The 25,180-nt window shown below is 64.5% G+C and carries 20 protein-coding genes and 2 pseudogenes; 9 read left to right on the forward strand and 13 right to left on the reverse strand.

The genetic code is table 11. From position 1 onward, the window contains the following. Positions 1-317: 317 nt before the first annotated feature. The 3 genes from P3H15_RS17225 to P3H15_RS17235 form a co-directional block, all read right to left on the reverse strand. Positions 318-1,823: an aldehyde dehydrogenase family protein gene (locus P3H15_RS17225; protein ID WP_276138362.1), complete on the reverse strand. Its 1,506-nt coding sequence runs from the start codon at positions 1,821-1,823 to the stop codon at positions 318-320. Positions 1,824-1,878: 55 nt separating this feature from the next. Then, positions 1,879-2,724 carry a cupin domain-containing protein gene (locus tag P3H15_RS17230; protein WP_276138363.1) on the reverse strand — a complete coding sequence of 282 codons (846 nt, stop codon included), beginning with the start codon at positions 2,722-2,724 and terminating at the stop codon, positions 1,879-1,881. Between the two features lie 119 nt (positions 2,725-2,843). Then, the gene (locus P3H15_RS17235; RefSeq protein WP_276138364.1) at positions 2,844-3,359 is read right to left on the reverse strand and encodes an antibiotic biosynthesis monooxygenase; all 516 of its coding nucleotides are present in this window, start codon (positions 3,357-3,359) and stop codon (positions 2,844-2,846) included. 193 nt (positions 3,360-3,552) lie between these two features. Here P3H15_RS17235 and P3H15_RS17240 point away from each other — a divergent pair, with 193 nt between their 5' ends. After that, positions 3,553-5,058, forward strand: coding sequence for a PLP-dependent aminotransferase family protein (locus tag P3H15_RS17240; RefSeq protein WP_276138365.1), 1,506 nt, complete (start codon positions 3,553-3,555; stop codon positions 5,056-5,058). 49 nt (positions 5,059-5,107) lie between these two features. Here the strand turns inward: P3H15_RS17240 and P3H15_RS17245 are convergent, their stop codons facing one another. The 5 genes from P3H15_RS17245 to P3H15_RS17265 form a co-directional block, all read right to left on the reverse strand. Next, entirely contained in the window at positions 5,108-5,533 is a 426-nt protein-coding gene (locus P3H15_RS17245) for a hypothetical protein (RefSeq protein WP_276138366.1), read from the reverse strand. Positions 5,534-5,887: 354 nt separating this feature from the next. Further along, positions 5,888-6,223: a DUF3263 domain-containing protein gene (locus P3H15_RS17250; RefSeq protein WP_276138367.1), complete on the reverse strand. Its 336-nt coding sequence runs from the start codon at positions 6,221-6,223 to the stop codon at positions 5,888-5,890. A 175-nt stretch (positions 6,224-6,398) separates the two neighbouring features. Beyond that, positions 6,399-7,232 (reverse strand): cupin domain-containing protein, encoded by an 834-nt coding sequence (locus P3H15_RS17255; protein WP_276138368.1) that lies wholly within the window; start codon positions 7,230-7,232, stop codon positions 6,399-6,401. A gap of 64 nt (positions 7,233-7,296) precedes the next feature. Further along, positions 7,297-7,812: an antibiotic biosynthesis monooxygenase gene (locus tag P3H15_RS17260; RefSeq protein ID WP_276138369.1), complete on the reverse strand. Its 516-nt coding sequence runs from the start codon at positions 7,810-7,812 to the stop codon at positions 7,297-7,299. A gap of 653 nt (positions 7,813-8,465) precedes the next feature. Continuing rightward, on the reverse strand, positions 8,466-9,404 hold the full coding sequence (locus P3H15_RS17265) for a helix-turn-helix domain-containing protein (RefSeq protein WP_276138370.1): 939 nt from the start codon (positions 9,402-9,404) through the stop codon (positions 8,466-8,468). 569 nt (positions 9,405-9,973) lie between these two features. Between P3H15_RS17265 and P3H15_RS17270 the strand changes: the two genes are divergently transcribed. Continuing rightward, complete coding sequence (locus P3H15_RS17270; protein ID WP_276138371.1) at positions 9,974-10,471, forward strand: hypothetical protein; 498 nt, start codon at positions 9,974-9,976, stop codon at positions 10,469-10,471. A gap of 240 nt (positions 10,472-10,711) precedes the next feature. Here the strand turns inward: P3H15_RS17270 and P3H15_RS17275 are convergent. Then, positions 10,712-10,873, reverse strand: a pseudogene (locus P3H15_RS17275) (AMP-dependent synthetase); the annotation flags it as partial. A gap of 41 nt (positions 10,874-10,914) precedes the next feature. On the opposite strand from P3H15_RS17275, the gene P3H15_RS17280 reads away from it, so the two are divergent. Continuing rightward, positions 10,915-11,508: a hypothetical protein gene (locus tag P3H15_RS17280; protein WP_276138372.1), complete on the forward strand. Its 594-nt coding sequence runs from the start codon at positions 10,915-10,917 to the stop codon at positions 11,506-11,508. A gap of 210 nt (positions 11,509-11,718) precedes the next feature. Next, entirely contained in the window at positions 11,719-12,972 is a 1,254-nt protein-coding gene (locus P3H15_RS17285; protein ID WP_276138373.1) for an acyl-CoA dehydrogenase family protein, read from the forward strand. On the opposite strand, the gene P3H15_RS17290 is transcribed toward P3H15_RS17285, so the two are convergent. Then, entirely contained in the window at positions 12,930-13,760 is an 831-nt protein-coding gene (locus P3H15_RS17290) for a helix-turn-helix domain-containing protein (protein WP_346348785.1), read from the reverse strand. The genes P3H15_RS17285 and P3H15_RS17290 overlap by 43 nt on opposite strands. 447 nt (positions 13,761-14,207) lie before the next feature. On the opposite strand from P3H15_RS17290, the gene P3H15_RS17295 reads away from it, so the two are divergent. The 5 genes and pseudogenes from P3H15_RS17295 to P3H15_RS17310 all read left to right on the forward strand — a co-directional run bounded on the left by P3H15_RS17295 (position 14,208) and on the right by P3H15_RS17310 (position 21,438). Continuing rightward, a complete protein-coding gene (locus P3H15_RS17295) occupies positions 14,208-15,896 on the forward strand; it encodes a sigma-54-dependent Fis family transcriptional regulator (protein ID WP_276138374.1) in 1,689 nt (562 codons plus the stop codon). Between the two features lie 167 nt (positions 15,897-16,063). Continuing rightward, the gene (locus P3H15_RS17300) at positions 16,064-17,557 is read left to right on the forward strand and encodes an aldehyde dehydrogenase family protein (protein WP_276138375.1); all 1,494 of its coding nucleotides are present in this window, start codon (positions 16,064-16,066) and stop codon (positions 17,555-17,557) included. Positions 17,558-18,522: 965 nt separating this feature from the next. Next, entirely contained in the window at positions 18,523-20,163 is a 1,641-nt protein-coding gene (locus P3H15_RS17305) for an AMP-binding protein (RefSeq protein ID WP_276138433.1), read from the forward strand. Positions 20,164-21,081: 918 nt separating this feature from the next. Next, positions 21,082-21,168, forward strand: a pseudogene (locus P3H15_RS55510) (zinc ribbon domain-containing protein); the annotation flags it as partial. 63 nt (positions 21,169-21,231) lie between these two features. Then, positions 21,232-21,438 carry a hypothetical protein gene (locus tag P3H15_RS17310; RefSeq protein ID WP_276138376.1) on the forward strand — a complete coding sequence of 69 codons (207 nt, stop codon included), beginning with the start codon at positions 21,232-21,234 and terminating at the stop codon, positions 21,436-21,438. A 453-nt stretch (positions 21,439-21,891) separates the two neighbouring features. Here the strand turns inward: P3H15_RS17310 and P3H15_RS17315 are convergent, their stop codons facing one another. From P3H15_RS17315 to P3H15_RS17325, 3 genes are all read right to left on the reverse strand, one after another. Then, positions 21,892-22,986 (reverse strand): HoxN/HupN/NixA family nickel/cobalt transporter, encoded by a 1,095-nt coding sequence (locus P3H15_RS17315; protein WP_276138377.1) that lies wholly within the window; start codon positions 22,984-22,986, stop codon positions 21,892-21,894. Between the two features lie 412 nt (positions 22,987-23,398). Beyond that, complete coding sequence (locus P3H15_RS17320) at positions 23,399-24,445, reverse strand: helix-turn-helix domain-containing protein (RefSeq protein WP_276138378.1); 1,047 nt, start codon at positions 24,443-24,445, stop codon at positions 23,399-23,401. A 129-nt stretch (positions 24,446-24,574) separates the two neighbouring features. Then, on the reverse strand, positions 24,575-24,916 hold the full coding sequence (locus tag P3H15_RS17325; RefSeq protein WP_276138379.1) for a helix-turn-helix transcriptional regulator: 342 nt from the start codon (positions 24,914-24,916) through the stop codon (positions 24,575-24,577). Between the last annotated feature and the right edge of the window lie 264 nt (positions 24,917-25,180).

Consider the following 25,180-nt stretch of genomic DNA (forward strand, 5'->3'; position numbering starts at 1 on the left):
TACCGAGATGCCGACGCCATGAACCCAGCGCGAGAAGGTAGCAGAGGCGGCTCCAGTACTGGTCGGGGTGCAGGCCGAAGCGAATCCAGATTTCCTCTGGCGGAGGTCCCCCGTAGGGGAGCCAGGTGACCGCGAGGTTGACTAGCATATGGTCGTCGTCCCGAGAGATCGACACCCCTGGCGGCTGGGGTCGAGGGGGCAGCTGCGGCACCGCGTGGACGGTAGGGCTGCTCGTGTCTGATCGGTGCATGTCGTTGTCGTGCAGGGCGCGCAGAGGCCGGGGCGGCGTGGTTCGCCCCGGCCTCTGCGGTGGACTGCTATCCCTTCTTGAGGATCACGGTCTTGGTTTCGGTGTAGCCGTCGAGGGCGGATGAGCCGTGTTCGCGGCCCCAGCCGGACTGCTTGTAGCCGCCGAACGGCAGTGCCGGGTCGAGGATGTGGTAGGCGTTGATCCACACGGTGCCGGCCCGGAACTTCGCGGCCAGGTTGTGCGCCTTGGCCACATCCGAGGTCCACACCGCGGCGGCGAGACCGTACTCGGTGTCGTTGGCGCTACGCACCAACTCGTCGACGTCGTCGAACGGTGCGACGGTGACGACGGGTCCGAAGATCTCTTCCTTGACCACCCGCATGGTGGGCTTGGTGTCGACGAGCACGGTCGGTTCGACGAAGTAGCCGGTGTCGCCCTTGCGGGTACCGCCGGCGACAGCGGTGGCCCCCTCGGCGCGGCCGCTGTCGAGATATCCGAGCACCCGGTCGAGCTGCTGCTGCGAGACCAACGGTCCGAGTTGAGTGTCCGCGGCCAAGCTGTCACCGACCTTGATCTGCGTCGCGGCGTCGGCGATACCGGTGACCACCCGGTCGTACACCGACGACTGCACGAACAGCCGCGACCCGGCTTCACACGCTTCGCCCTGGTTGAAGAAGATCGCATTCGCGGCCCCGGCGATCGCGGCGTCGATGTCCGCGTCGGCGAAGATCACGTTCGGGGACTTGCCGCCGAGCTCGAGAGTGACCTTCTTCAGGTTCCCACGAGAGGCGGCGATGATCTGCCGGCCGACCTCGGTGGATCCGGTGAACGAGATCTTGTCGACCCCGGGATGGGAGGTCAGTGCCGCCCCGACCTGGTCGCCGTAACCGTGCACGATGTTCACCACCCCCTCGGGAACACCGGCCTCCCGCAGCACATCACCGAGCAGGGCCGCGCTCAGCGGGGTCTGCTCCGCCGGTTTGAGGACGACAGTGTTCCCGGCGGCCAGAGCCGGAGCCAGCTTCCAGGCGGCGAGCAGCAGCGGGAAGTTCCACGCGATGATCGCCCCGACCACACCGACGGGCTCGCGGACGGTGTAGGCGAAGTAGTCGCCCGGCGTCGCGACCGCCGACACCGGGATCGTGGTGCCCTCCAACTTGGTGGGCCAGCCCGCGAAGTAGCGGAACCAATCGATGGCCAGCGGGACGTCGACCAACTGGGCGTAGGTGACGGGCTTACCACTGTCGATGGCCTCGAGGATCGCGAACTCCTCGAGCTTGTCCTCGATGAGATCGGCGACCCGCCAGAGGATCTTGCTCCGCGCGGACGCCGTCAACCGACCCCACGGCCCGTCGAGAGCCTGCCGTGCCGCGGCGACGGCCCGGTCCACATCCTCCGCTGATCCCCGGGTGACCTGCGTCAGCGCGGCGCCGGTGGACGGATTGAGCGTGGCGAACGTCTCGCCCGTGGCCGAAGACACGTTGGATCCGCCGATCAGGTGCTCGATCGGCCGGCTGAGGAAGTCGGCCACCGTGGGGGAAAGTCCCGCGGTGGGGTTGATGGTGGAAGTCATGTCCCTACTCTCTGCAAAAAGGGTGGTGTGTCTGAGATCCGCGCAGCTACAGCGGTTACGCGGGCAGGTCCGCTTTGGTGATGACCCAGAACTTCTTCACGAACGGCCCCTTCGAGGTCCAGGTGACATGCACGCCGGACGGCAGCGCGATCAGGTCGCCCGCCGTGAAGTCCCATTCCTCGCCCGTCTCGTCGTTGCGGACGTGCACCTCGCCCTCGAGCAGCAGGATCGTCTCGTCACCGAGGGTTCCGGTGTAGGGCGTGACCAGCGTCCCGTCGGGTTCGCTGCCGGCGATGCCCTTGCCCGAGCGCCACAGCCCCGAGAGCACGGTGCCGCTGCTGCCCTCCGGGCGGAGGATGACCAGCTCACCCTTGGTCAGATCCCCTTCGAGGGGTTCGGTGAAGTCGTACGGGGTCCAGGTGTCCGGGTTGTCGTTGACGTTCGCGATGATCAGGTCATCACTGGCGGCGTCCGTCGGATTGGGGCCGTCGAAGATGACCCAGAACTTCTTGAAGTAGGGGCCCTGGATGTCCCAGATCTGCTCGAGGCCCTTGGGCTCGTAGATGATCGACCCGGGCCCGACCTCGTACTGCTTGCCCGTCGCCTTGACGGTGATCGTCGCGGAGCCCTCCAGGACGACCGCGCACTCGTCACCCAGCGGAGACGACCAGACGATCGAGCCGGAACCGTCGGAACCTGCTCCCGGTGCTCCGGCGTGATACCGCCAGAAACCGGCGAGCAGGTCACCGCTCGTCCCGTCCGGGCGGAAGACGGCGATCTCGCCCTGCACGTCGGTCCTGCCGAGTGCGGGCTCCTCCCACTCGAAGGGCTCCCACTCGTGCTTGGCCGGGTCGGCCGAGCCGCCGTAGACGCGGCCCGTGGTGGTCTCTTGTGTAGTCATTTCATATTCCCTTTCAGTGGTGCCCCGGTGGGCTCGGTGGGATAGAGACATCGAAGAGGCGAAGATGTCGCCGTCAGCGTTCGGAGCAGGCGGTCTGCTTGAGAGCTGATCGGCGTCGGTCAGGCGTTCGCCTGGGCGGCGGCCGGCTCCTTGCCGTTGGTGGAGACAAAATCGGGGGCCAGGTCCTTGAAGACCCCGAAGCTCGACTCCTGCTCGGTCATGTACGGGAAGTGGAACCCGCAGTTCGGGCACTGCTCCCGCAGCACCGCCTGCTCCTGCCCGAGGTCGTAAACCTTGTCCTGAAGTTCGTTGCAGCACGGACAGATACGCAACAGGCGGGTTCCCACCAACTCGAAGTTGGTGATGATGTCCTCCATGATCGCGCCGTTCGCCGCCCACGCCTTCGCGTGCTTGTGATAGGTGTCGGTGTGCCAGTCGTAAAGGGCTTCCTTGCTCGCCCAGAAACTGCACTCGTTGAACCACATCCGGTCGTCCGGGTGCTCCCACCAGGTCAGGTGCAAAAAGCCCGGCAGCTTCATCAGGTGGTGCCGGGTGTCGGCGAAGACCACTTTGAACTTCTCGTACGCGTCCGGGCTGGAGAACCGCACGCGCTGCATGCTCAGGTAGATAGCCATGACGGGGTCAAAACCTCTCTTATCTGGATATAGTGCGTCCTCGGGGCGCCCCGGGTAGATGGGCGTCGACTCCAGCACTCGCACTGACGTCACTCTGTGACTGTGTTCACATTGATCGTGTGTGTGGTTCCTATAGTTGACCTGATCCGTCCGGTCCAACAGATCCAATTCCGAGGGAATGAGAGGTACCGATTTGTCACCCGCCAGTAACACCCCGGACGGGCCGGATTCACCCGCGCCCGCGTACCGCCGCCTGTACGAGCAGCTGCGGGCGGGCATCCTCAGCGGCCAACTGAAGGCGGGATCGCCGCTGCCGGCCAGCCGCCGCCTCGCCGCCGAGGTGGGTGTTTCCCGCAACACCGTCCTGGCCGCGTTCGAGCAGCTCGACGCCGAGGGATACCTCGATCGCCGTCCCGGATCGGGCACCTACGTCGCCGACGTCCTGCCCGAGCAGATGCTCACCATCAATCACGCCCCGTGGACCGGTTCCGGGGCCGACGACGGCGCCGGCAGGCTTTCGCACCGGGGTCGGGCGATCGCCGGCACCCGCAGAATGCCGCTTCCGGAGGTCACCGGTGTTCCCGCCGAGGCGACCGCATTCCAGATCGGCCTGCCCGCCCTCGACAGCTTCCCGGCCGAGCTCTGGGCGCGGATGTACGGAGCGCGGTTGCGGCAGTCGACCCGCGACCTGATGCGCTACAGCGACCCCCGCGGATACCGCCCACTGCGCGAGGCGATCGCCTCCTACATCGGACCGGCACGCGGAATCCGCTGCACCGCAGACCAAGTGGTCATCGTCTCCGGATCGCAACAAGCCCTGGAGTTCTGCGGCCGGATCCTGCTCGACCCCGGCGACCCGGCCTGGATCGAAGACCCCTGCTACCTCGGAGCGAAGGCCGCCCTGATCTCCGCCGGTGCACGTTTGGTGCCCGTGCCCGTCGACCGCAAAGGCATCGACGTGGCCGCCGGCATCGCACGCGAACCGAGCGCGAAGCTGGCCGTCCTGACCCCCTCGTACCAATTCCCCCTCGGGGTCACCCTCGCCCTCGAGCGCCGACTCGCACTGCTCGACTGGGCCGCCCAGGCCGGCGCTTGGATCGTCGAAGACGACTACGACAGCGAATTCCGCTACCGCGGTCGACCGCTCGTCGCCCTGCAGGCCATCGACAAACACCGCCGGGTGATCTACGTCGGCACCTTCAGCAAGATCATGTTCCCCGGCCTCCGGCTGGGTTACCTGATCGCCCCGACCGAGCTCGTCGACGGCTTCGCCGCCGCGCATCTGAGCACCGACATGCACGCCCACCTGCTCGACCAGGCGGTGCTGGCCGACTTCATAGAGGCCGGCCACTTCACCAGACACCTGCGCAGAATGCGCGTCCTCTGCGGCAAACGGCAACAACTGCTGGTGGCCGAGGCCACGCGCCGGCTGGGGGGTCGCCTGCGGATCGAGGACCCCGACGGGGGACTGCACCTGGTCGGCTGGCTCCCGGAAGGGCACGACGACCAGGTGGTCGCCGAGCGTGCCGCGCGCCAGCGCCTGCACCTCTGGCCCCTCTCCACGCACTGCGTCGAAGCCGAACTCCCACCGGCCCTACTACTCGGCTACGCCGGAATCGAGGAACGCGACATCGGGGACGGCGTGGCCACCCTGGATCGAATTCTCCGTGGCTACAGACCAAATCCCCGGTTGAGCTGACCGTCGTGGTGGGTTCGCTCGGCCACACACTGCGACTGCCCCGGCCGCGTCATCCGGTCAGCAGTAACACTCCCGTCACCACGAGCGCGCCGACCTTTGCGACCTCGAGCGCGATGTAGGCGTAGTGCGCGTGCGACCGTGGCGCTTCCTCGCCGGAAAGGACGCGGTCGGAGCGCCGCGTAAGCCGAGGTCGTACCGCCGCGAGTTGTACGCTCAGGATTGCGACAACAACGACCGCCGCGACCACAATCCGGGTGGGCGGTTCACCGAGAACGACCGCAATGACCAGCATCACTGCCAGCATCGACTCGACGATGTTCAGAGCCCGGAACACGAGGCGGCCGATCCCCAGCCCGATCCGCAACGTGACATCGGGGGCCCGGAACTTCAACGGCGCCTCGAGAAAGGAGATGGCCAGCACCATCCCCAACCAGACGAATGTGACAGCGGTAGCCAATGCCATCGCAACGGTCAAATCCCTCTCCCATCAACCACGGCTTTTCCGCACGGTGTGAACTCGGTTCGACCTCAGATGCCATGAGTCCTGATGCGGTCACCACAGGGCTGGCTCATCGTAGGTCGACTTCGCCGCAGCGAAACTGTGGGCATGTTCGGCGAATTCGACCAGTTTCCGAATTCGGCGCACCGATCATCATTCATGTCCTGGCTGCGTGCACTTCCCATCGGCTCTCCTGCGCTTCCCTTCAGGCCCTTTCCAAAACGCTGGATCATCGTCCTTGTGCGCACACCACCGTCGACCGGACGCACGGATCGGCAATGAGCGACACTTCACGGCTTGAACCCCGACACCCGCAGAAACGCATCGCTGTTACCACAGAGTCTGGTGGGGTGATGTCAATCGTCTCGGGGGATTGAACTGGGTCATGGCTTGGTCTTGGAGTTCGGTGATGGTGGTGGCATTGAGTAGTTGCAGCCATTTCGGACGGGTGAGCAGGTAGCAGATTCGATGCCAGAATGGCATGGGGCCGAACCCGAATCGCGCCCAGATATCGTCCTCTTTCGGTCCACCGAGCGGAATCCATTCGACGGCCAGAGCGAGCATCGCCTGATCGTCGTCCGGAAGGTTCCCGTTCGCCGACTGTGTGACGATGGTCCGGGACCGGCGTTCCGCGAGTGGATGTCTGGCAATTCCTGGCTCACTCATTGCCTCTCCTTACGTCAACGGGTAGATGCTGCGACAGCAGTATCCGCGGCATCTACCCGTCGTGGCGTGCAGCCGCCGACCAGGCAGCGACACCCCTGTCTCATGCTGTTCTCCGAGATCAGCGTGCGATCAGCATGCCGGTGGCTGTCCGGGCGCTGCTATTGGCGAGCTGTGTTCACGCTGGCAGGTTTTCGTTGGTGATGACCCAGAATTTCTTCACGAACGGGGCCTTCGAGGTCCATGTGACGTTCAGACCCGACGGCAGCGCGATGATGTCGCCGGCCTTGAAGTCGTATTCCTCGCCGGTTTCCTCGTTGACCAGGTGCGCCTGTCCTTCGAGCAGCAGCATGGTCTCGTCGCCGATCGGTGCCGTGTACGGGACGGTTGACGAGCCGTCTGGTTCGCAGCCGGCGATCCCGACGCCGGTACGCCACAGGCCGCACATCAGGGTGCCGGTCGAACCCGTGGACCGCAGCGCGAAGAGTTCGCCGCAGACCTGGGAGCCGTGCCCGGGTTCGACCCACTCGTAGGGCTCCCATGACTCGGGGTTGTCGCTGATGTTGCCGACGTAGAGGTCGTCGCCCTTGGTGGCCGCCTGGGGGCTGTCCCACAGCACCCAGAACTTCTTCAGGAACGGGGCCTTGATGTCCCAGGTGATCTCGAGTCCCTTGGGGTGGCTCATGATCGTTCCGGGCTCGAGCTTGTACTGCTTGCCGGTGGCGTTGACCGTCACGAGGGCCTCGCCCTCGAGGATCACCACGGTTTCGTCGGCGTCGGGGGCGGAGTAGTCGACGTGACAGGATCCGTCCGCTTCGCAACCGGCGATGCCGACCCCGGTGCGCCACAGGCCGGCCTGTTGGGCGCCGGAGGTGCTGCCGGTCCGGATGATGACGACCTCGCCCTTGACCTGGGGGCCGAGCTTGGGCTCGACCCACTCGAACGGGGTCCACTGGTCCGGGTTGGTGCTCCGGCTTCCGAACTCGATCTTCCGGACGAGTGATGTGGTCATTTCAAATCCCTTTCAGTGGGTGCCCCAGTGGGCTCGGTGGGGTGAAACAGAGAAGCGGCGGGGATCAGGCGTTCGCCTGGGCGGCGGCCGGCTCCTTGCCGTTGGTGGAGACAAAATCGGGGGCCAGGTCCTTGAAGACCCCGAAGCTCGACTCCTGCTCGGTCATGTACGGGAAGTGGAACCCGCAGTTCGGGCACTGCTCCCGCAGCACCGCCTGCTCCTGCCCGAGGTCGTAAACCTTGTCCTGAAGTTCGTTGCAGCACGGACAGATACGCAACAGGCGGGTTCCCACCAACTCGAAGTTGGTGATGATGTCCTCCATGATCGCGCCGTTCGCCGCCCACACCTTCGCGTGCTTGTGATAGGTGTCGGTGTGCCAGTCGTAGAGCGCTTCCTTGCTCGCCCAGAAGCTGCATTCGTTGAACCACATCCGGTCGTCCGGGTGCTCCCACCAGGTCAGATGCAGAAATCCCGGCAGCTTCATCAGGTGGTGCCGGGTGTCGGCGAAGACCACTTTGAACTTCTCGTACGCGTCCGGGCTGGAGAACCGCACGCGCTGCATGCTCAGATAGATAGCCATGATGGGGTGGAACCTTCCTTCTCTAGGACAGTGCGCTCGGGGCGCCCGGGCTGCGGGCGTCGACTCCAGCACGCGCACCGATGCGCTCTGTGATCGTGTTCACACTGACGGTGTGTGTGGTTCCTATAGTTGACCTGATCCGGCCGGTCCAACAGATCCAATTCCGAGGGAATGAGAGGTACCGGTATGTCACCTGTCAGTAACAATCCAGAAGGGCCGGATTCACCCCGCGCCCACGTACTGCCGCCTGTACGAACACCCGGTGCCTTGCACGCGGACTCCGCTGCACCGCAGACTACGTCGTCGTATCCGGATCGCAAAGGCATCGACGTGCCCGCCGGCATCGAACGCGAACCCACCGCCAATCTCGCCATCCTGACGCAGGTGGCAGGTCGGCTTCGGCGCGGTGTGGAGGCAACGACGACCAGGTACCAGTTCCCACTCGGGGGTCACCTCGCCCTCGAGCGCCGACTCGCACTCTTCGACCGGACCGGGGCCTGGACGCCGAAGACGACTACGACAGCAAGGAAGTGCTGCCCGTCGCGAACGAACTCGATCCGGCGAAGGGCGAATCCGCTGCCGCGGCCACCCTGCAACGCAGCATCGGGACGGCATAGCCGCCCTCCCCCGAATCCTGCGTGGGCGCGGTGCCGTCAGTCCAGGCGGGTACAACCGTTTTCCAGGCGATACCGCCGCGGGCTGACCCCGAACCGCGCGGTGAACTCCCGGCTGAAGAAGGCAGGTGTCGAGAACCCGAACCGGGACCCGATCTCATTGATGGTCAGGTTCCGCGTTGCCGAGGAACCGAGTGCTCGCCGGCACGCCTCCAGCCGTCGAGTCTTGATCCAGGCGGCCACCGTGTACCCGCCCTGCGCGAAGAGTCGATGCAGTGTCCGGGGCGAAATGAAGAACTCCTGCGCAATGCGGTCGTGGGTCAGAGCCGTCTCCGTGAGGTGCGCCTCGATGAAGGCCTGGATCTCCCGTAGCCGCTCAGCGCCGCACTCCGCCGCTCGCCAGCGGCCGCTCGCCTCACCCGCCGCGGTGACGGTCAGTTCGGCGACCTCACATGCCAGTCGGACCGCTCCCTCCCCGGACATGCCGGCGCCGGACTGCGTCAGGCGGTCGAGCATCGGCGACATGAAGAACCCGACCCCGGCGTTTGTGCGCACTGGGGTCGCTGTCAACTGCTGCAACTCCGCCTCGCTGATCGCAATGCTCTCACGGGGCCACGTATACACCCGCAGTCGCCAATCCCCCGACATCGCCCAGGTGAAGGGCCGCGAGGTGTCGTAGACCGCGAAATCACCGCCGGACACGAAGCAGTCGCGGCCATCCTGAGCAAGGTATCCGCTCCCGCGGTCGACCAGTCCGACAGCCAGAAGATCGCGGTCGGCGGCCGAGGCCAATTTTTGGGTCCGGGTGAAGATCTGCGGGGTCGAGGTGACCACCGATGCCTGCAGGTGACCGATCTGCCGTGACCGCACCGACCCGGACAACGGCGAGGCGTCCTGCTGGGCGACCTGCAGCGCGATGAACCGGTCCCGGATGACCTCTTGTCCACGACCGCAGCGACGTCGCCGTCTCGACGACAACCCCGGACTCCGCGCCTGCCATGCGGTGCAGAGTACGACGCGCAGCGCGCCACGACCAGAGCACCACCGAATCGGCCCCATTTTCAGGGTGGCACTCTCCGACAACTAGCCGGCACCGGCAGAACACAAAACCCGCTCCGAGGTGCCTACCGTCGGCACATCCCATCCAATCACCTGTCAGTGAGGAACGACCACGGGACTGAACATCAGCTGGACCTCGACGTCCCCTCTCGTGAAGACGTTCTTGGGCCATCACCGGCGAACCCCGCCCGGTTGAACACAGCTCGGGGGCGGCCAGGGCTCGGCGGCCCTGATTGAAACGGCAAGTTGCCGAGCACCTGTTCGGAGTGCCTGACCTACGGATGGTCCATCAGGGCGCATCCGTAGGTCGGGGCCCATTCTCTTCCGGCGGCCGCGCGCTCGACTCCATTTGAGTTTTGTCGCGCTCAGTCGCCCCAGCGGAGACCGCTTCCCGCTGTCCTTCGTCGGGGAGATCAGTACCGGATATGTACGTCGCAGCTCAGCGCACACATCAGCGACACCGATCAAGTACGAACCAAGGAGATCCAATGGCAACAGAAGCCCAAGACACCAGTGTCCGAACCATCACAAAGCTCGTGCCCGGCGCAGCGGTAGTCGCGTTCGCCGCGATCCTGCTGCTGGCCAGCATGATTGGACCAACCTGGATGTACAGCCCTGCTCAACCGGATACCGGAACCCCGGGTGCGAACCTCAGCTTCTCCGACCTCGCCACCGCAACTGCCGAAAGCCCGTCCGCACTTCAAGCTGCGTACTTCGGGTGGCTGGGGTGGACGCTGGTGATTCTCGCCGTTGCCGTTTCGGTCGCCGCATTGCTACTTCCGCGGCGGCTTCTGTCGGTTGCTGAACTGCTGACAGGTCTTATCGCCCTGGTCGTGACCGCACTTGCGTTGAAGGGTCCCCTGAGCTGGGGCGGTTTTGTCGCCGCTGTCCCGACATTACGCATCGGCGGCTATCTGATCATCATCGGTCTTCTCGTGATCATCGTCCATGGCGCCGTGTCTTCATACTTGTCCAAGACCAGGTAAACAGGCGAAAGTCCGACCAGATGGGGTACCACGTTGTCCGGTAGTCCTGCCCTGGTTGCGTGGTCGTCGTGGCGCCCGTCGTCTAGGGCAGCCGGTCGACGAGACTGTGGATGCTTCACGATGACCCTCGGATGTCGAAGGCTCTGGCGTAAGCCTGGGCCTTCGACATCCGGGACTGCGATGCGCCCTATGTGTTTGTGCGTTAACGCGTTAGCGGGGCGATCTTTGACGCGCGTTGTGCAGCTCGGCCTCGAGTTCGTCGTCGCCGACCGCACCAGTGCGGAGAACCGCGAATCCTTCGAACACCTCGCCACGAACCTCGTCGGGCACTGCTTCGATGATGTCACCCTGGAGCACCAGTACGCTTTCGACGTCGAACGGGCCGATTCGATAGCCGGCCATTCAGTTCCTCGTTCCCGGAGCGGTGCGGATCCTGCTCGCAGGTGGCGCTCTGGCACTTGGCCGCGGACGCGCCGAAACCGGACTTTCTCATGCCGCACTTGCGGGTGGTCAGTGTCGTCGTCGGTCTGGTCTTCGTTGGATCTGCCGCCAACGCCGTCGCCGATATTCCCGCCGCGTTCGGGCCCGTGTTCACCGACTCCGTGGTCGCTGCCGTGCGCTCGGACATGACCTTCATCGCCATGATGTCCCACCCGCTGCAAACCCAGACCGCCCCGGCCTTGTGGACTTCCTTGAAGATGGACTCACCCAGTTCCAGGACTTCACGTGGCAGAAGTAGCCAGACGTCACCACACGGTATGGGGTCGGGCATCGCGCTCATCCTGCTCGGCGGTATAAGCCTGTTTCAGGCGTGGCGCACCTGCAGTATGCAACAGCGCATCTCAAGAACAAACCCTCGAAAACATTTGATGCTCATATTTTTTCCCAACGATCGATGTGATCTCGCGCAGGCTGCAACCGTGCACCCAGTGTGTCGGCCGCATCCCACGCGGCGAGGCCGCGACCGGATCGCCCGTGTTGCAGCAGCGATCGCTATCCCCTTCCTTACGGGCACGCCTATGGGTGGGTGCCGGTGAAGACTGTGCCGTCCCTGCATGGCGATGCTGGCCTACGAATTGATCGAGCCTGCCCGCGTAGTGCAGTCCGCTGCCTGGCGCAGTCATCCAAGCTAGTTGGCGCGGTGATCCAAGCACGGTGGTCCGTAACCGGACACCATTGTTGTCGACGCCCGAGTGTGTTCGGGTTCACACGTTCGCAATATTCCAAACATGGAGGAGCTGATAGCAATGGCCATCAACTTTGATCTGAGCCCGGAACAGGCCGGTCTGCAGAAGGCGGCACGATCGTTTGCCGACGACCGGCTCAGTCTCGTCGAGGGTGTGATCGCTCCTCTGCCGACCCCCGAGGCCCGGTTTGCGGCGATCAAGCCGTTCTATCAGGACATGGTGGATGCGGGCTTCTTGAAGGCACTCGTGCCCGTGGAGTACGGCGGAACGGCCATGCCTTCACTCGACTTCGCCTTAGCTGCTGAGGAACTCACACGCGTCGATATCAATGTTCCGACTGCGCTCCTGGGCACCGGACTGGGACTCCAGCCGATCATCCACTTCGGAACCGCGGAACAGAAGGCGCAGTTCCTTCCACCCTTCGCTGGCAGTGAACCACTGCTCGCAGCGTGGGCGTTCACCGAAACCGCGGGCGGCGCCAACTTCGACACCGACGACACCTCGGCCGGTGTGCAGACCTTCGCCCGATTGGACGGTGACGAATGGGTGATCAACGGTGACAAGCACTTCACCACCAACGGTTCCGGATGGGACGGGAACGGTGCTGCCTTGATCAGCGTCCTGTGTCGAACTGACCCCACCCTGCCTCCGCAAGAATCACTGGCGGTGATCGTCGTCCCGGGAGACGCGCCGGGCATCAAGGTCGAGTCATACATCGACACGATGGGCCACCGAGCGACCATCTCTCCCCGCATTACCTTCACCGATGTTCGCGTGCCCGCCGGTAACCTCGTCGGAGCGCCCGGGGACGGCATCGAGATCGCGCGGAAGACCTTCAACTGGACCTCATCCCTCATCGGAGCGGCGTGCGTCGGCCGGATGCGAGCCGCATTCGACTACGCATTCGAGTTCGCCAAGACTGACAAGCGATCCGGCCCGGTGCCGATCATCGACTACCAGAATGTCGGCTACATGCTCGTTGACATCAAGACTCGGATCGAAGCCGCACGGTACTTCACCTGGAAGGCCTGCGATCTCTATGACAAGACCAACGGTGCGGACGAAGAACTCGGCCACATGGTCAAGGTCTTCGCGTCCGAGCTGTCCGTTCAGGTGGTCTACGACACGATGCGGGTGGTGGGGGTGAACTCGTACGGCGACCAGACACCAATCGCGGCGATCATGGAGGACGTCCTGTGCTTCCCCGTCTATGACGGAGGCAACATGGGTGTACGGCGCCGCCAGCTGCACGCGTTGCTCAAGAGCGCGGACTACGACCCGATGGAGTCCTCAGCAGGCGTCACAGCTATCTGAGCCGGCACGGCTGCGATCCGGTGAGCTTCTCGGTACTGGGTGGGCGTGCATTCGAGATGACGCTGGAATGTGCGGGTCAGATGGGAGCTGTCGCAAAATCCCCAGCGGGTGGCGATCTCACTCAACATCACCGAATCCGGTGCCGCCTCGAGGTCACTCATCGCTCCTCGGAGCCGCTCGTCTCGGACACACGCCGAGAACGTGGTGCCAACCGCCTGAAACAATCGGTGCAGGGTTCGCACCGAGATCGCGGCCTCCCGTGCGGCCCCGTCAGCACTGACCCGCCCGAGGGGGACGGCCGAGCGAACGTAGTGCTGCACAATCCGGCGTAACGCCGCATCACGTCGTTCGTCGTCGGATATCGCGAATGCACCGACCCGGGAGGAGGTTGCCGCGGTGAGTACGTCGGTAAACGACCGTTCGAGTGCCTTCAGCGTGATGTGATCCATGTTCGGCTGTTCGCTCCACAGGGATGACATCATCGCTCCCACAACTCGGCCCGAGCCGGTGTTCGTGTCGATGGCGTACGAAGTTGCGTCATCGACACGAACCGTGGAGCGCCAATGATCACGGGGTATCCGGAAGGACAAGACCCGCCAGTTGGGTTCGTTCGACGGCTCCCGGAACTCGAGCGTGTAGGGACGTGTGGTGTCGAAGATGGCGAAACTGCCCGGACGAACGATGCACCGGCGGCCGTCTTGCTCGCCGAAGCACGTCCCGGACAGCTGCAAATTGACGAAGAGCACCTCCTGCGGCGCTCGCCGGACCTCCGCGGCTCCGTGCGTCAAGAGCTGAGTGCAAGAGGCGATTTCGGCTCCGTTCGTGCTCGCCAGTGGTTCCGACCGCACCCACCCCGGTATCCCCTCGGCAGTGGCACTGTGATCGATATGTGCCCGCCCACGCCGGGGAGAGAGTGGAGTGAAGGCCTCACAGACGACATCACCCCAGTACCTGGCTTGATCCTGCACACTCAAGCCGGAGGTGGACCAGTAAGGCACGGTATCCCTCCTGTTCCGAGCGCGACCAGTGTGCCGAGGACCAGCACGTATGCCATCAGATTCTGCGCATTCGGACATCTCTGTCAAGTGGAGCGATCGTCCAGACATCGGGCACCTGCGCGGACAGCGCGTGCGCCCACATGAGTTCGACGACAGGCGCAGGAACAAATCGGCCCGAAGAAGGTCCGGTGTCACCTCGGGTGGGCCGAGATGTCACGTCGAACGAAGGAGTGAACCATGACGGACTCGTCCGGAGTCCACGACAAGCTGCTGCGCCCGGAGATTGCCGCGTCGTGGAAGCGGTCGGAGATCGCGGGACTCACTCACGAGATGGTCCTCGAGCGACTGCAGATCGGAGACTTCGAGTCGTCGAGTCAGCTGTTGACCGCAGCCGTACCGGTGCTCGACGGCGTGGCCCGTGATCTGACTGGTCTGACGTACAGCCTGCTTCTCGCCGATGCGGACTGTCGAATCGTCGGACGCTGGTTCGACCGGCCGACGATCGACGACACACTCCAGCGCGCCGGCGCCGTGACGGGCTCGAGGTGGAGGGAATCCGACGTCGGAACCAACGGGCTGGGGACTCCGGCTGAAGTTCGAAGCGGGATGTGGGTGCACGGCGCCGAGCACTTTGCGACCGTCCTGAGTGGCTTCACCTGCTACGGCCTGCCGATCCTGCACCCCCTCACCCGAAGGGTCGAGGGTGTTCTCAACGTCACGGTGCATCCGAATGACGCCCACCCCCTGTTTCCGCCTACCCTCGGCCGGGCCGTCGATGACATCGAACAGCGATTGATCGACGCGTCGCGGCCGGCCGATTCGCGGCTGTTCCGGGCCTTCCGAGAAGCCTGCAGGACCGGCCGGGCCATTGTCGCGCTCAACGACCACGTCATGCTGGCCAGCAACACCGCGTTGGCGATGGTCGAGGACCTCGACCTCGAGACGATGCGCGAGATCGCCCGCTCAGCCGCCCACCGCGGGGCGTCAACGGTCGAACCGGTGCGTCTCCTGTCCGGAGCAATGGTCACGGCCCGGATAGACAGACTGCAGGACTTATCGCACGGCGCAGTGTTCCGGCTTCGAACGCGCTCCGGCCCGAGAGCTGCACCGGGTGCAGAGTCTGCGAATTGTGGTCACCTCGCGAGCGCAGAGGAAACCACATTCACAGCACCCGCCAGCGTGTTCGTCGAGGGCGAACCCGGGAGCGGAAGAAGCACCGTAGCCCGCTCACTCCTCGAAGGGGCATCGGTCAGCGTCATCGACGCACTCGACTGCCTCACCGAGGATTCCACCGCCTGGGCCGGGCGGCTTGCAGCCACGATAGACGGGCGCGCAGACGGACTCGTCATCGACAATGTCCATGTCCTGCCCGGTGAACTGGTCGACCTTCTGGCTCGCACGCTCAGCACCGATCACCACAGCATGCCCATTGTTCTCACTGGAAATCCGCAGACATGGCTGCCCGCTCACATTCAGCCCTTGGTCCGGCGCTGTCGCCAGATCGTCGCACTAAAGCCGTTGCGGGAGCGGCGCAACGAAATTCCGCTGCTGGCACAGTCGGTCATAAATGCTCTCGAGCCGGGTCGGACCCCTCGGTTGTCTCCCGCAGCGGCCCGCCTGCTGACGGCCCAGCCCTGGCCGGGAAATATCCCAGAACTGCGTGAGGTCCTGCGCCACGCTCTCGCTCACAGACCATTCGGTCCGATCGAGATAGTCGATCTGCCCGCTGCCTATCGTTTACGCCCGGTGCCCGCACTCGCCGGCCGGGAGACGGCCGAGCGGCACGCGATCATCGAAGCCCTGCGCCGCTTCGACGGCAACAAGACGCGAGCGGCACAGTTCCTCGGGATCACCCGGACCACCCTCTACAACCGGCTACGCGCCCTGAAGATCACAGATGACACCGTCCACTTTTTGCACAGTTGACGCATCGCTCCCGGAACTACCGTTCGACCACACAACGAAATTTAAGAGCGGACGTCGAAGTCTCGCCGCACGGGAGAGCACGAAGCGATATCCGGCCTTTCCCAGCAGGGCACGTACCACCACGACGACTCGATTCGCCACGCCAACACAACTTCGAGGAGCATGTAATGACGGCTACTTCAGCTGCACTCTCACCCCAGGTATCGGCTTTCCTGGGCAATCCGATCCTGCACCTGATCGACGGCAAACAGGTGCCGGCAGCTTCTGGCGAAACGTTCGCCACGTTCAACCCGAGCAACGGTCAATCCCTTGCCCAGGTGGCATTCGGCGGCGAAGAGGATGTCGACCGCGCGGTCGCAGCGGCTCGACGTGCCCTCGACGGGCCCTGGGGCCGCATGACCCCTGCGCAACGCAGCAAGATCCTGTGGCGGGTCGGCGACCTGCTGGAAGAACGCGTCGAAGAGTTCGCCCTCCTCGAGGCACTCGACAGCGGAAAGCCGCTGACCTACGCGAGCCTGGTCGACGTGCCGCTGTCCGCCGACTGGTTCCGGTACATGGCCGGCTGGCCCACCAAGCTCGAGGGCAGCACGATCCCCGTCACCTCCACAGCGGCACCCGGCGACTACTTCGCCTACACCGTGCGCGAGCCTGTCGGCGTCGTCGCGGCGATCGTCGCCTGGAACTTCCCGCTGCTGCTGGCGGCGTGGAAGCTCAGTCCGGCGCTCGCCACCGGCAACACTGTCATCCTCAAGCCTGCCGAGCAGACCCCGCTCAGCGCGGCCCTTCTCGGTGAGGTCCTTCGTGATGCCGGAGTGCCCGACGGCGTGGTGAACATCGTGCAAGGAGACGGAAAGAACGTCGGCACCGCACTCACCGCCCACCCCGGAGTCGACAAGGTCTCCTTCACCGGTTCCACCGCGGTGGGACGCGAGATCATCTCATCGGCCCGCGGCAACCTGAAGAAGGTGACCCTCGAACTCGGCGGCAAATCCCCCAATATCGTCTTCGAGGACGCCGACATCGACGCCGCCATCGAAGGGGCGGCGATGGCCATCTTCTTCAATCAGGGTGAGGCCTGTGAGGCGGGATCCCGGCTGTTCGTGCAGTCGAAGGTGTATGACCGAGTCGTCGACGGGGTCGCCAAGATCGCGTCCACTCTGAAGGTGGGCGACAGCCTCGACCCCGAAAGCCAGATGGGCCCACTGGTGTCACAGAAGCAACTCGACACCGTCCTCGGCTACCTCGACAGCGGCAGGGATGAGGGGGCCACCGCAGTGACCGGTGGCGGCCGCAAGGGTGACGTCGGCTACTTCGTCGAACCCACCGTCCTGGTCGACACCACACCGACCATGCGAGTGGTCAAGGAGGAGATCTTCGGACCCGTGGTCACCGTGTCCCCGTTCGACGAGGTCGACGACATCGTCCGCACCGCGAACGACACCCACTACGGGCTCGCCGCCGGTATCTGGACCTCGGATGTATCCAAGGCCCACAACGTCGCCGCACAACTCAAGGCCGGCACCGTGTGGATAAATAGCTACCACGTCCTCGACCCGGCCCTACCCTTCGGCGGTTACAAGCAGTCCGGGTGGGGCCGCGAACACGGCACCGCTGTCCTCGACGCATACACCGAAACCAAAACCGTGATCCTCAAGAAGTAACCGCCCGGGCAGATGCCATACGTCGTCGACCACGGCATCTGCCCGGTGCACCGGCCGAACGCGAGGAAATCGGCCGAGGCAGCCGAGGCACCGCTCGACCGCGCCGCATCTCGGGAGTCCATCGACAGATCACGCTTCCCCCTGCCGCACATGTCGCTCGATGCCAAAACGTCTGTCGCTGTGCGCCAAGACACGCCGACGGCGCGCTGGAAGAATCGACAGAGCACGGATTGCAAACTCAGTCGGCTCCCAAGGACCGAATGCTTTCCACCGAGACGCCCTTCTGTGTGGAGGAGCGTGAGACGAGAGGGAACTCATCGACAACACGACGACCACGGGTGCCGCTCCTGCCGTTTCGGGTGCGATCAGCACTTCCGCTGACACGGCCGATCGCCGGTGGCAGATGCCGACCATCCAGCGTCCATGCCTTGCCGAGAAACACGGTCGGCAAAGGCGCTTGCCCATAGGAGAGGTGTTCGGTCCGGGGACGCTGGCGCGCTGCCGTGAGCTATACGAAATCCTGCTGAAGACGGGAACGTTGACAGCTGAGGGCAGGTGGATGACCGAATTCGCGATACGGTGGTCGCCCTACGGCGGTTCCACTGCCACGGAACTTCTCGAACACCACGCGCCAGAGATACCTGGAGCTGCTTCGGATTACGCTGGGGCCTGCACCAGCCGATCTGCCCCGCATCCGGGACCTCAAACGCGAGTTGAACATTCACTCGGGACGTGCGTGGACGGCGCGCCGGTGATATCCGTGTCTGCACAGTTGGATCCCGCAACCGCGTTCGCCGTGGCCGACTACCGACCGGCCAACCAGTCGAGAGGTCGCGTGACGTCGGGTCCATGAGCGGTGTTCCACCCGGGATTACAGAGTGGTGCGGGCCCTTTCCAGGACTGCACATGGTCTCGGGCTCGGCCCTCACACTGCGCACGAACAAGACGATCAAGGAGAGACAATCATTTCCAGTGACACCGACGAACGCATCCAGCAACTGCTGGCGCAGTACGACACTCCCGCGGCGTGCGCCGCTGAGCTGCTGTGTGACCGCCATCCCGACGACAAGGTGGCCTTCACCGTCGTCGAGAGTGATCTGACAACAACGGATCTGACGTACGGTGATTTGAGGCGGAAGTCGGCGCAGTTCGCTGCCGCCCTGGCCGAACTGGGCATCGAACCGGGCGATCGCATCGCAACGTTGATGAGCAAGTCCGCCCAGCTGGTGGTCGTATTGCTCGGCATCTGGCGACGAGGTGCGGTTCACGTTCCGCTGTTCACCGCCTTCGCACCGCCCGCCATCGGATTCCGATTGGAATCGAGCGAAGCGAAGATCGTTATCAGCGACGCCAACCAGCTCGACAAACTCCAACCCGGCGACGACATTCCCGCCGACGCACCATGGTTGGTAATCGCTGCCGACAGCACCGAGAACCCGGCGCAGTTACGCCTGGACGACCTTCTCGCCGGGTACACCCCGGACGACCCCCGCGGCAACCCCGTCGCCGTGGGCGGCCAGGGTCCGCTCGTGCAACTGTTCACCAGCGGAACCACGGGCACTCCGAAGGGTGTGCCCGTCCCGGTGCGCGCCCTGGCGTCGTTCCACGCCTACCTGGAATTCGGGCTCGATGCCCGGCCGGACGACGTCTTCTGGAACGCCGCCGACCCTGGCTGGGCCTACGGCTTGTACTACGCGATCCTGGCGCCCCTGGCATCCGGGACGCGCAGCGTCCTGCTGCATGCCGGCTTCTCCGCACCGCTGACCTGGCAGATCATCGAACGACTCGGTGTGACGAACTTCGCGGCCGCGCCCACTGTGTACCGTAGCCTTCGCGCAGACCCGACGCCGGTTCCCACAGGAATCAGTCTGCGGCGCGCATCGTCCGCGGGCGAACCGCTCACCCCCGACGTGGTGGGCTGGTCGAAGGAGGTTCTCGGAGTCGAGGTACACGATCACTACGGGCAAACCGAACACGGCATGTTCATCTCCAACGCGTGGCACGATGCGCTCGCCACCGAGGTGCCGGCAGGGTCAATGGGCAAGCCATTGCCGGGATTCGTTTGTGCGGTTCTCGCCGACGACGCCGACGAATTCGCTCCCTCGGGGACGATGGGACGCGTGGTGATCGACACCGTCAACAGCCCGCTGCTGTGGTTCCCCGGCTACATCGACGCCCCGGAGAAAACGGCGCAGCGATACACAGAAGATGGCCGCTGGTACCTGACCGGCGACGCGGGGATGGTCGACTCAGACGGGAACTACTTCTTCTCCTCTCGCGACGACGACGTCATCATCATGGCCGGCTACCGAATCGGCCCGTTCGACGTCGAAAGCGTACTGGTGCTTCACGACGACGTCATCGAAGCCGCCGTGGTCGGACTGCCCGACGAGCTTCGTGGTGAGGTGCTCGAGGCGTTCGTGGTACTCCGCCATGACGTGGTCGGCGGCGACGAACTCGAGGCCGAGCTGCAGACGCTCGTCAAACGAAAGTTCGCCGCGCACGCCTACCCGCGGCGGGTGCATTTCGTGCCGAGCCTCCCCAAGACACCCAGCGGAAAGGTACAACGTTTCCTGCTCCGCAAACAGGAAAGCGCACGGCAATGACCACGAAGATCTGACGCCGCACCCGGCCACCGACCACCACCTGAACATCGATACGACCAGATCCCCCAGTTCGGAATCTCGCCGAAAATTTGCCTGAACTCGAGGCCCCTAAACCTAAATGCCCACTCTTCTCGTATATGCGTTCCTCGCAGTACTCCGCATCCTTATGCCCGGTGTAGGTAAGCGGGCGCTTGGCAACTTCCTTCTCACATCAGCGCTCACCCGCTCCTACCTAGGGTGGTCGCCCTCCGCACACGAGGCCCTGTCACAGACGGATCCGGCGGCTGAGGAGCCGCTCACTGGTGGTCAGGTTTCGCGACGAGTGGGCAACTCGAGGTGAGTCGGTGCTCCCCGTGCGAAGTTGAGTAGTTCGCGTCGATGCGATGGGGGCCGCCCGGTGGGAAGCGATGAGCTCAGGCGCTGGCGGCCATCCCCGATGACCGGTCGTGCCGATTCCACACCCACCACTTCAACCACCAGCTAGTCACGCGGGACCGACCGAAAGGAGACTTTCGCGCAATATAGAAGCTGAACCCTCACAACGCGCCGCGGCATATCCACGGGGGAATGCCGCAATATCCGAGGACCGAGCCAAGTACTCGTCGGCCGCTCGAGCAGTCCCGCCCGACATCTTCATCAGCGGGACACCCCACTATCACCATCGCAATGTAGGCGTCCGATGTCCCCCACCACCAGAACACACCCCAGCCCAACTACTTCGCCGCTCCAAGCAGCACATGCCGCGGAACTACCCTGGCGCAGAACAGCACCAGACCCGCCGCCCGCCAACGTCCGCCCACACCACCCGATTTCTTGTCGATTCACTGTGGCGGATGCGGACAGTTGGCCTCTCGACCATCCGCTCCATTTCGGGCCGATGAGGTCTGTGCGCACCGGCCTCGGCGCGGGGCGGGCGCGATGACCCGCGATGGCACCCTGTCGATCCAACGATGCAGGAACTGTGGCACATTACTGGCGCCCTTGATTGCCGCGTGTACGGCCTGCCACGGCGTCGATCTCGAATCGGTGCCCTCCAGTGGCATCGGGTCCATCGTGTCGTCCAAGGTGATGCATCGCGAGCTGGACGGCCCCCAGAACAGTCTCGTCTCGCGCACCATCGCCATCGTCGCCCTCGACGACGGCCCCTGGGTGTACTCGTGGATCGCCGGGCATATTCCGACCCATTCCGGGCAGCCGGCACGCGTCGAGTTCCAACCGTCTGCAATGGACGAACGACTGCCACTGTTCGCGGTTCAGTCTGACCACGGTCCGTGATTCTCATCCGCAGCGGGTAATTCTGCATCCGCAGCGCCGATCACGACGGCGGTGGCAAGATCCTTGGGGCAGATTGGGTACCGCATGACTGAGTCTGATCGCGTGGACGTCGCAGACGTCGGGAGTTGTCACGCAGGCGCTACCGAACGGTGGCGGCGGTGGCCGGTCCACATCGCCAGGCCAGCATCTCGCCGGTCGGCGATCCTGCGCTCTCCGCCAGGTCATCTCGGACCATTCGGCGCCGGACCCCGGGAATCGGGGTTGGGCGCCGTGAGTGAGGGATCGGCTGCGACGAGGCGGGCGGTTCGCGCCCCGGCACCCCGATGACCTGGGCGCCCAGGATGTCTTTATGGGTGTACAGCAACTCTCGATCCCGTGGGAAGTTTGGTTGGTCCGATGGGTGGGCATCGTGCGGTCAGCGGCACTCTCAGTGGTGGTCCGGTGCGCTCCTTGTCAGAAGGCTGACACGGTTGGATCGGGAGCGCGCTCGGCTTCGGCTTTGTGGTAGTGCAGCTTCCAGAGCAGCACCGCGCCCAGCCAGGACGCAACAAAGAGACCGACAATGACGTATCCGAACAGTTCGAAGTGATCGGCGAGGGCGCCGTACCAGCCGATCCAGCCGATGGTTACTCCGAAGTGGTCGGTGAGTGCTCCGGCGAGGTAGACCGAGGCCACGAACAGTCCGATGACGACGGTCATCGCGGTGGTGGCCAGGTTGTAGTACAAGCGGCGGCCAGGGCTGCGGTAGGCCCACGAATATGCCCGGGTCATGAGCAGGCTGTCGGCTGTGTCCATCATCGACATGCCGGCCGCGAACAGCAGCGGCAGGGTCAGGACAGCGGCAAACGACATGCCGCCGTTGACCGCGGTCGTCGCAGACAGTGCCAGCAGGGTGACTTCGCTGGCGGTCTCGAGACCGAGCCCGAAGAGGAAGCCGAGTGGCGCCATGTGCCAGGAAGACCTGATCAGGTTGCGTGCGCGGGAGCCGAGAACACGGTTGACCAGACCTCGGTTCAGCAGTTGCAGGTCGATCTGTTCGGCGCGAAGAGCGCCGAGGCGATATTGGCGCCACAGGCGGGTCAGCCCGGTCAACACGACGGCGTTGAGCACGGCAACAAGGGCGATGAAGCCGATCGCGACCAGGATCGATATGGTGCCGCCGACGCTGCGTATCCCATCGAGGCTGGTATCGCTGAGGTTGGCCCCGGCGACGGCGACGAGAACGGCGAGCACCAGCACGACGGCGCTGTGGCCCATCGCGAAGAAGAAACCGACACCGACGGGCCGTCGTCCGCGCACGAGCATCAGCCGTGTGGTGTCGTCGATCGCGGCGATGTGATCGGCGTCGAAGGCGTGCCGCATGCCGAGGATGTAGGCGAGGGTCCCTGCTCCGGCGAAGCCACTGGCGGCCGCGAGGCTTTCACTCTGCCAGAGGTAGAGACTCCACCCAAGGACGTGCAGGACGGCGATGGCCGCAACGATCGCGGCGAGGCGCGATCGCTCGGCGCTGGTCCATCGGGTGGTGAACGAGTGGGCTACGGACGCCATGGTTGTCCTTTGTCTCTACAGCGATAGTTCGCTGGCCGCGAGGGTGGATACGGCTGTCGGCGTCTGGTCCCGGGTGCCTCTCAGCCTGAATCGCATCGACGGATCGGATATGTTGTGGCACTTCGGACTACTTTGCAGTCCGCTGGTGATTCAGGGCAGGCGCTGAACCATTTCGATCTTCGGGCGTCATCGAAGGATAGAAGCCGCCGATGCATTGTGCTTGGCCCTCAGCGACAGTCACTTTTGCTTTCCGCGCCATCGTCCGCTTCACGGGCGATCAGCGACTCGTCCAGCCACCGTTCGGCACGATCCGCGAAGCGTGAACGGATGCGGTGAATGTGCAACGCCCATCAGAAGCATCGGTGTGACTGCTGACGTGCCGGCGCTCGGCGAATCGACTATCGGGCCTCGATCATCGGTGTTGTTCGCGGTACCGGCTAGGACTGATGCCGTAGGTCGCCGTGAACGCCCTACTGAAGACCGACAGATCGACGAACCCGAAGTGGGTAACAATGTCGGTCAAGGATCGGGGCGTGTTACGTGGGGCCACCATCGCCTGGCGGCAGGCCTCGAGCCGGTGTTCACGGATTGTGGCAGCGGCAGTCGCGTCGAAGCGTGCGAACACTCGGTGCACGGTTCTGGTGGAGACGAAAAATGCCTGCGCGATGCCGGATGGGGACAGGTCCGGGTCGTCCAGGTGCTGTCCGATGTACCTGACCATGCTCAGATACAGGTCCCGCGCACCGGCATCCGGATCTTCGGAGTGATATTCCTCTTGCGCCGCCGTGATGGCGAGATCCGCGAGGCCACCGGCCAGGCCTGCGGCACCCGCCGACGAAACGCCTCCTTCTGCGGCCAGGAGCTTCGACAGCATCGGTGACAGCAATTGCCCCACAGGCGAAGTGGACCTGACGGTCCGGGCGGTCAACTCCTGCGACTGGCTCTCGGTGAGCGACACCGCGGCGCGCGGCCAGGTGAACACACGCAGATGCCACTCTGGACGCAGATTCCATGTGAACGGTCGCGAACTCTCGTAGAGGGCGAAATCTCCGGGGCCGAGGGTGCAGGTGCGTCCGTCCTGGATGAGCTGTCCCTCGCCGGCGACCACCATGCCGATCTGCATCAACTCGAGTGGGTGCAGGTTGGTCAGCCTCGACGTTCTGCGGAAGGATTGGGATGTCGCCGTAACGTCGGCCGCCACGAGGTGCGCGAAGTGACGGGTGTGCACCGTGCCGGTGAAGCGCTCCTGCTCGGCTGGCGCGATGTCCAGTGCCACGAACGTGTCGCGGATCGTGTCGATCCAGGTGCCGAGCGCGGTGGTCCGCACTATCTCGCAGCGATGTTGCGGTGTCGCCGTCGCGGGCTGCGGGAAAGGCGGCAGCGCGTGCGTGTCCGCGGAGCGGCAATCCGGACAGGCACTGTCCACGAGGTCACCATCGGGCGGCGGCAACAACGACATGAACAGCTCCTTCTCCTCGCGTGAACCCCACGCTAGGAGGACAGGAACGACATGTCAATGAGTACTGACTTATTTACGTGCACGAAACAGTATGGCCACGTCGTGGTGTGGAGACGTTGGGGGGGTGACTCATTCGGACCGGACTCGACGGGAACCGGCGGGCACACGGTCCGTGGTGCTCCGTCCGGAGCCGGCGGGAAAGTCCCGGAACAAGTCGTGCATCTCCACGAGCACGTCCCGCGCGGGTCCGGTCGCATCGACCGAATAGAGCCGGAATCGGCCCGCCTTCCGTTCCGTGACCAGGCCCGCTGTACGCAACACCCGCAGATGGGTGGACACGCCGGTGCGCCCGACACTGCGAATACTCCCGGCGAGTTGACTCACGCTGCATTCGTCGTGGTCGACGAGAAGGCGGAGAATTTCGCGGCGCACCGGGTCCGCGATCGCATCGAACGCCTTTTGCGCAGACATTGGGCCCTCCATTCCCATCTCAGTGCCGCCCAGCCTAGCGAGAGCGCTGGCGAGGCGGGGTGGTCAACAGCGCCCGCCCTCGCGCCTCACACCGGCTCTTCTCTTCGATTATCAGGTGACGGCAACACCCCGCGATGACCCTGTCGCAGAGTGCAAAGAGTGCTGTCGCTGAGCGTCAAACACGGCGCGTTGGAAGCGCCTACCGTTCGAGTACGCCGGAATCTCCGGACGGTCCAGGGGACCTCCCTGACTGATTGACGATCT

It is taken from the genome of Rhodococcus sp. T2V (assembly GCF_029269925.1).
GTDB lineage: Bacteria > Actinomycetota > Actinomycetes > Mycobacteriales > Mycobacteriaceae > Rhodococcus_F > Rhodococcus_F koreensis.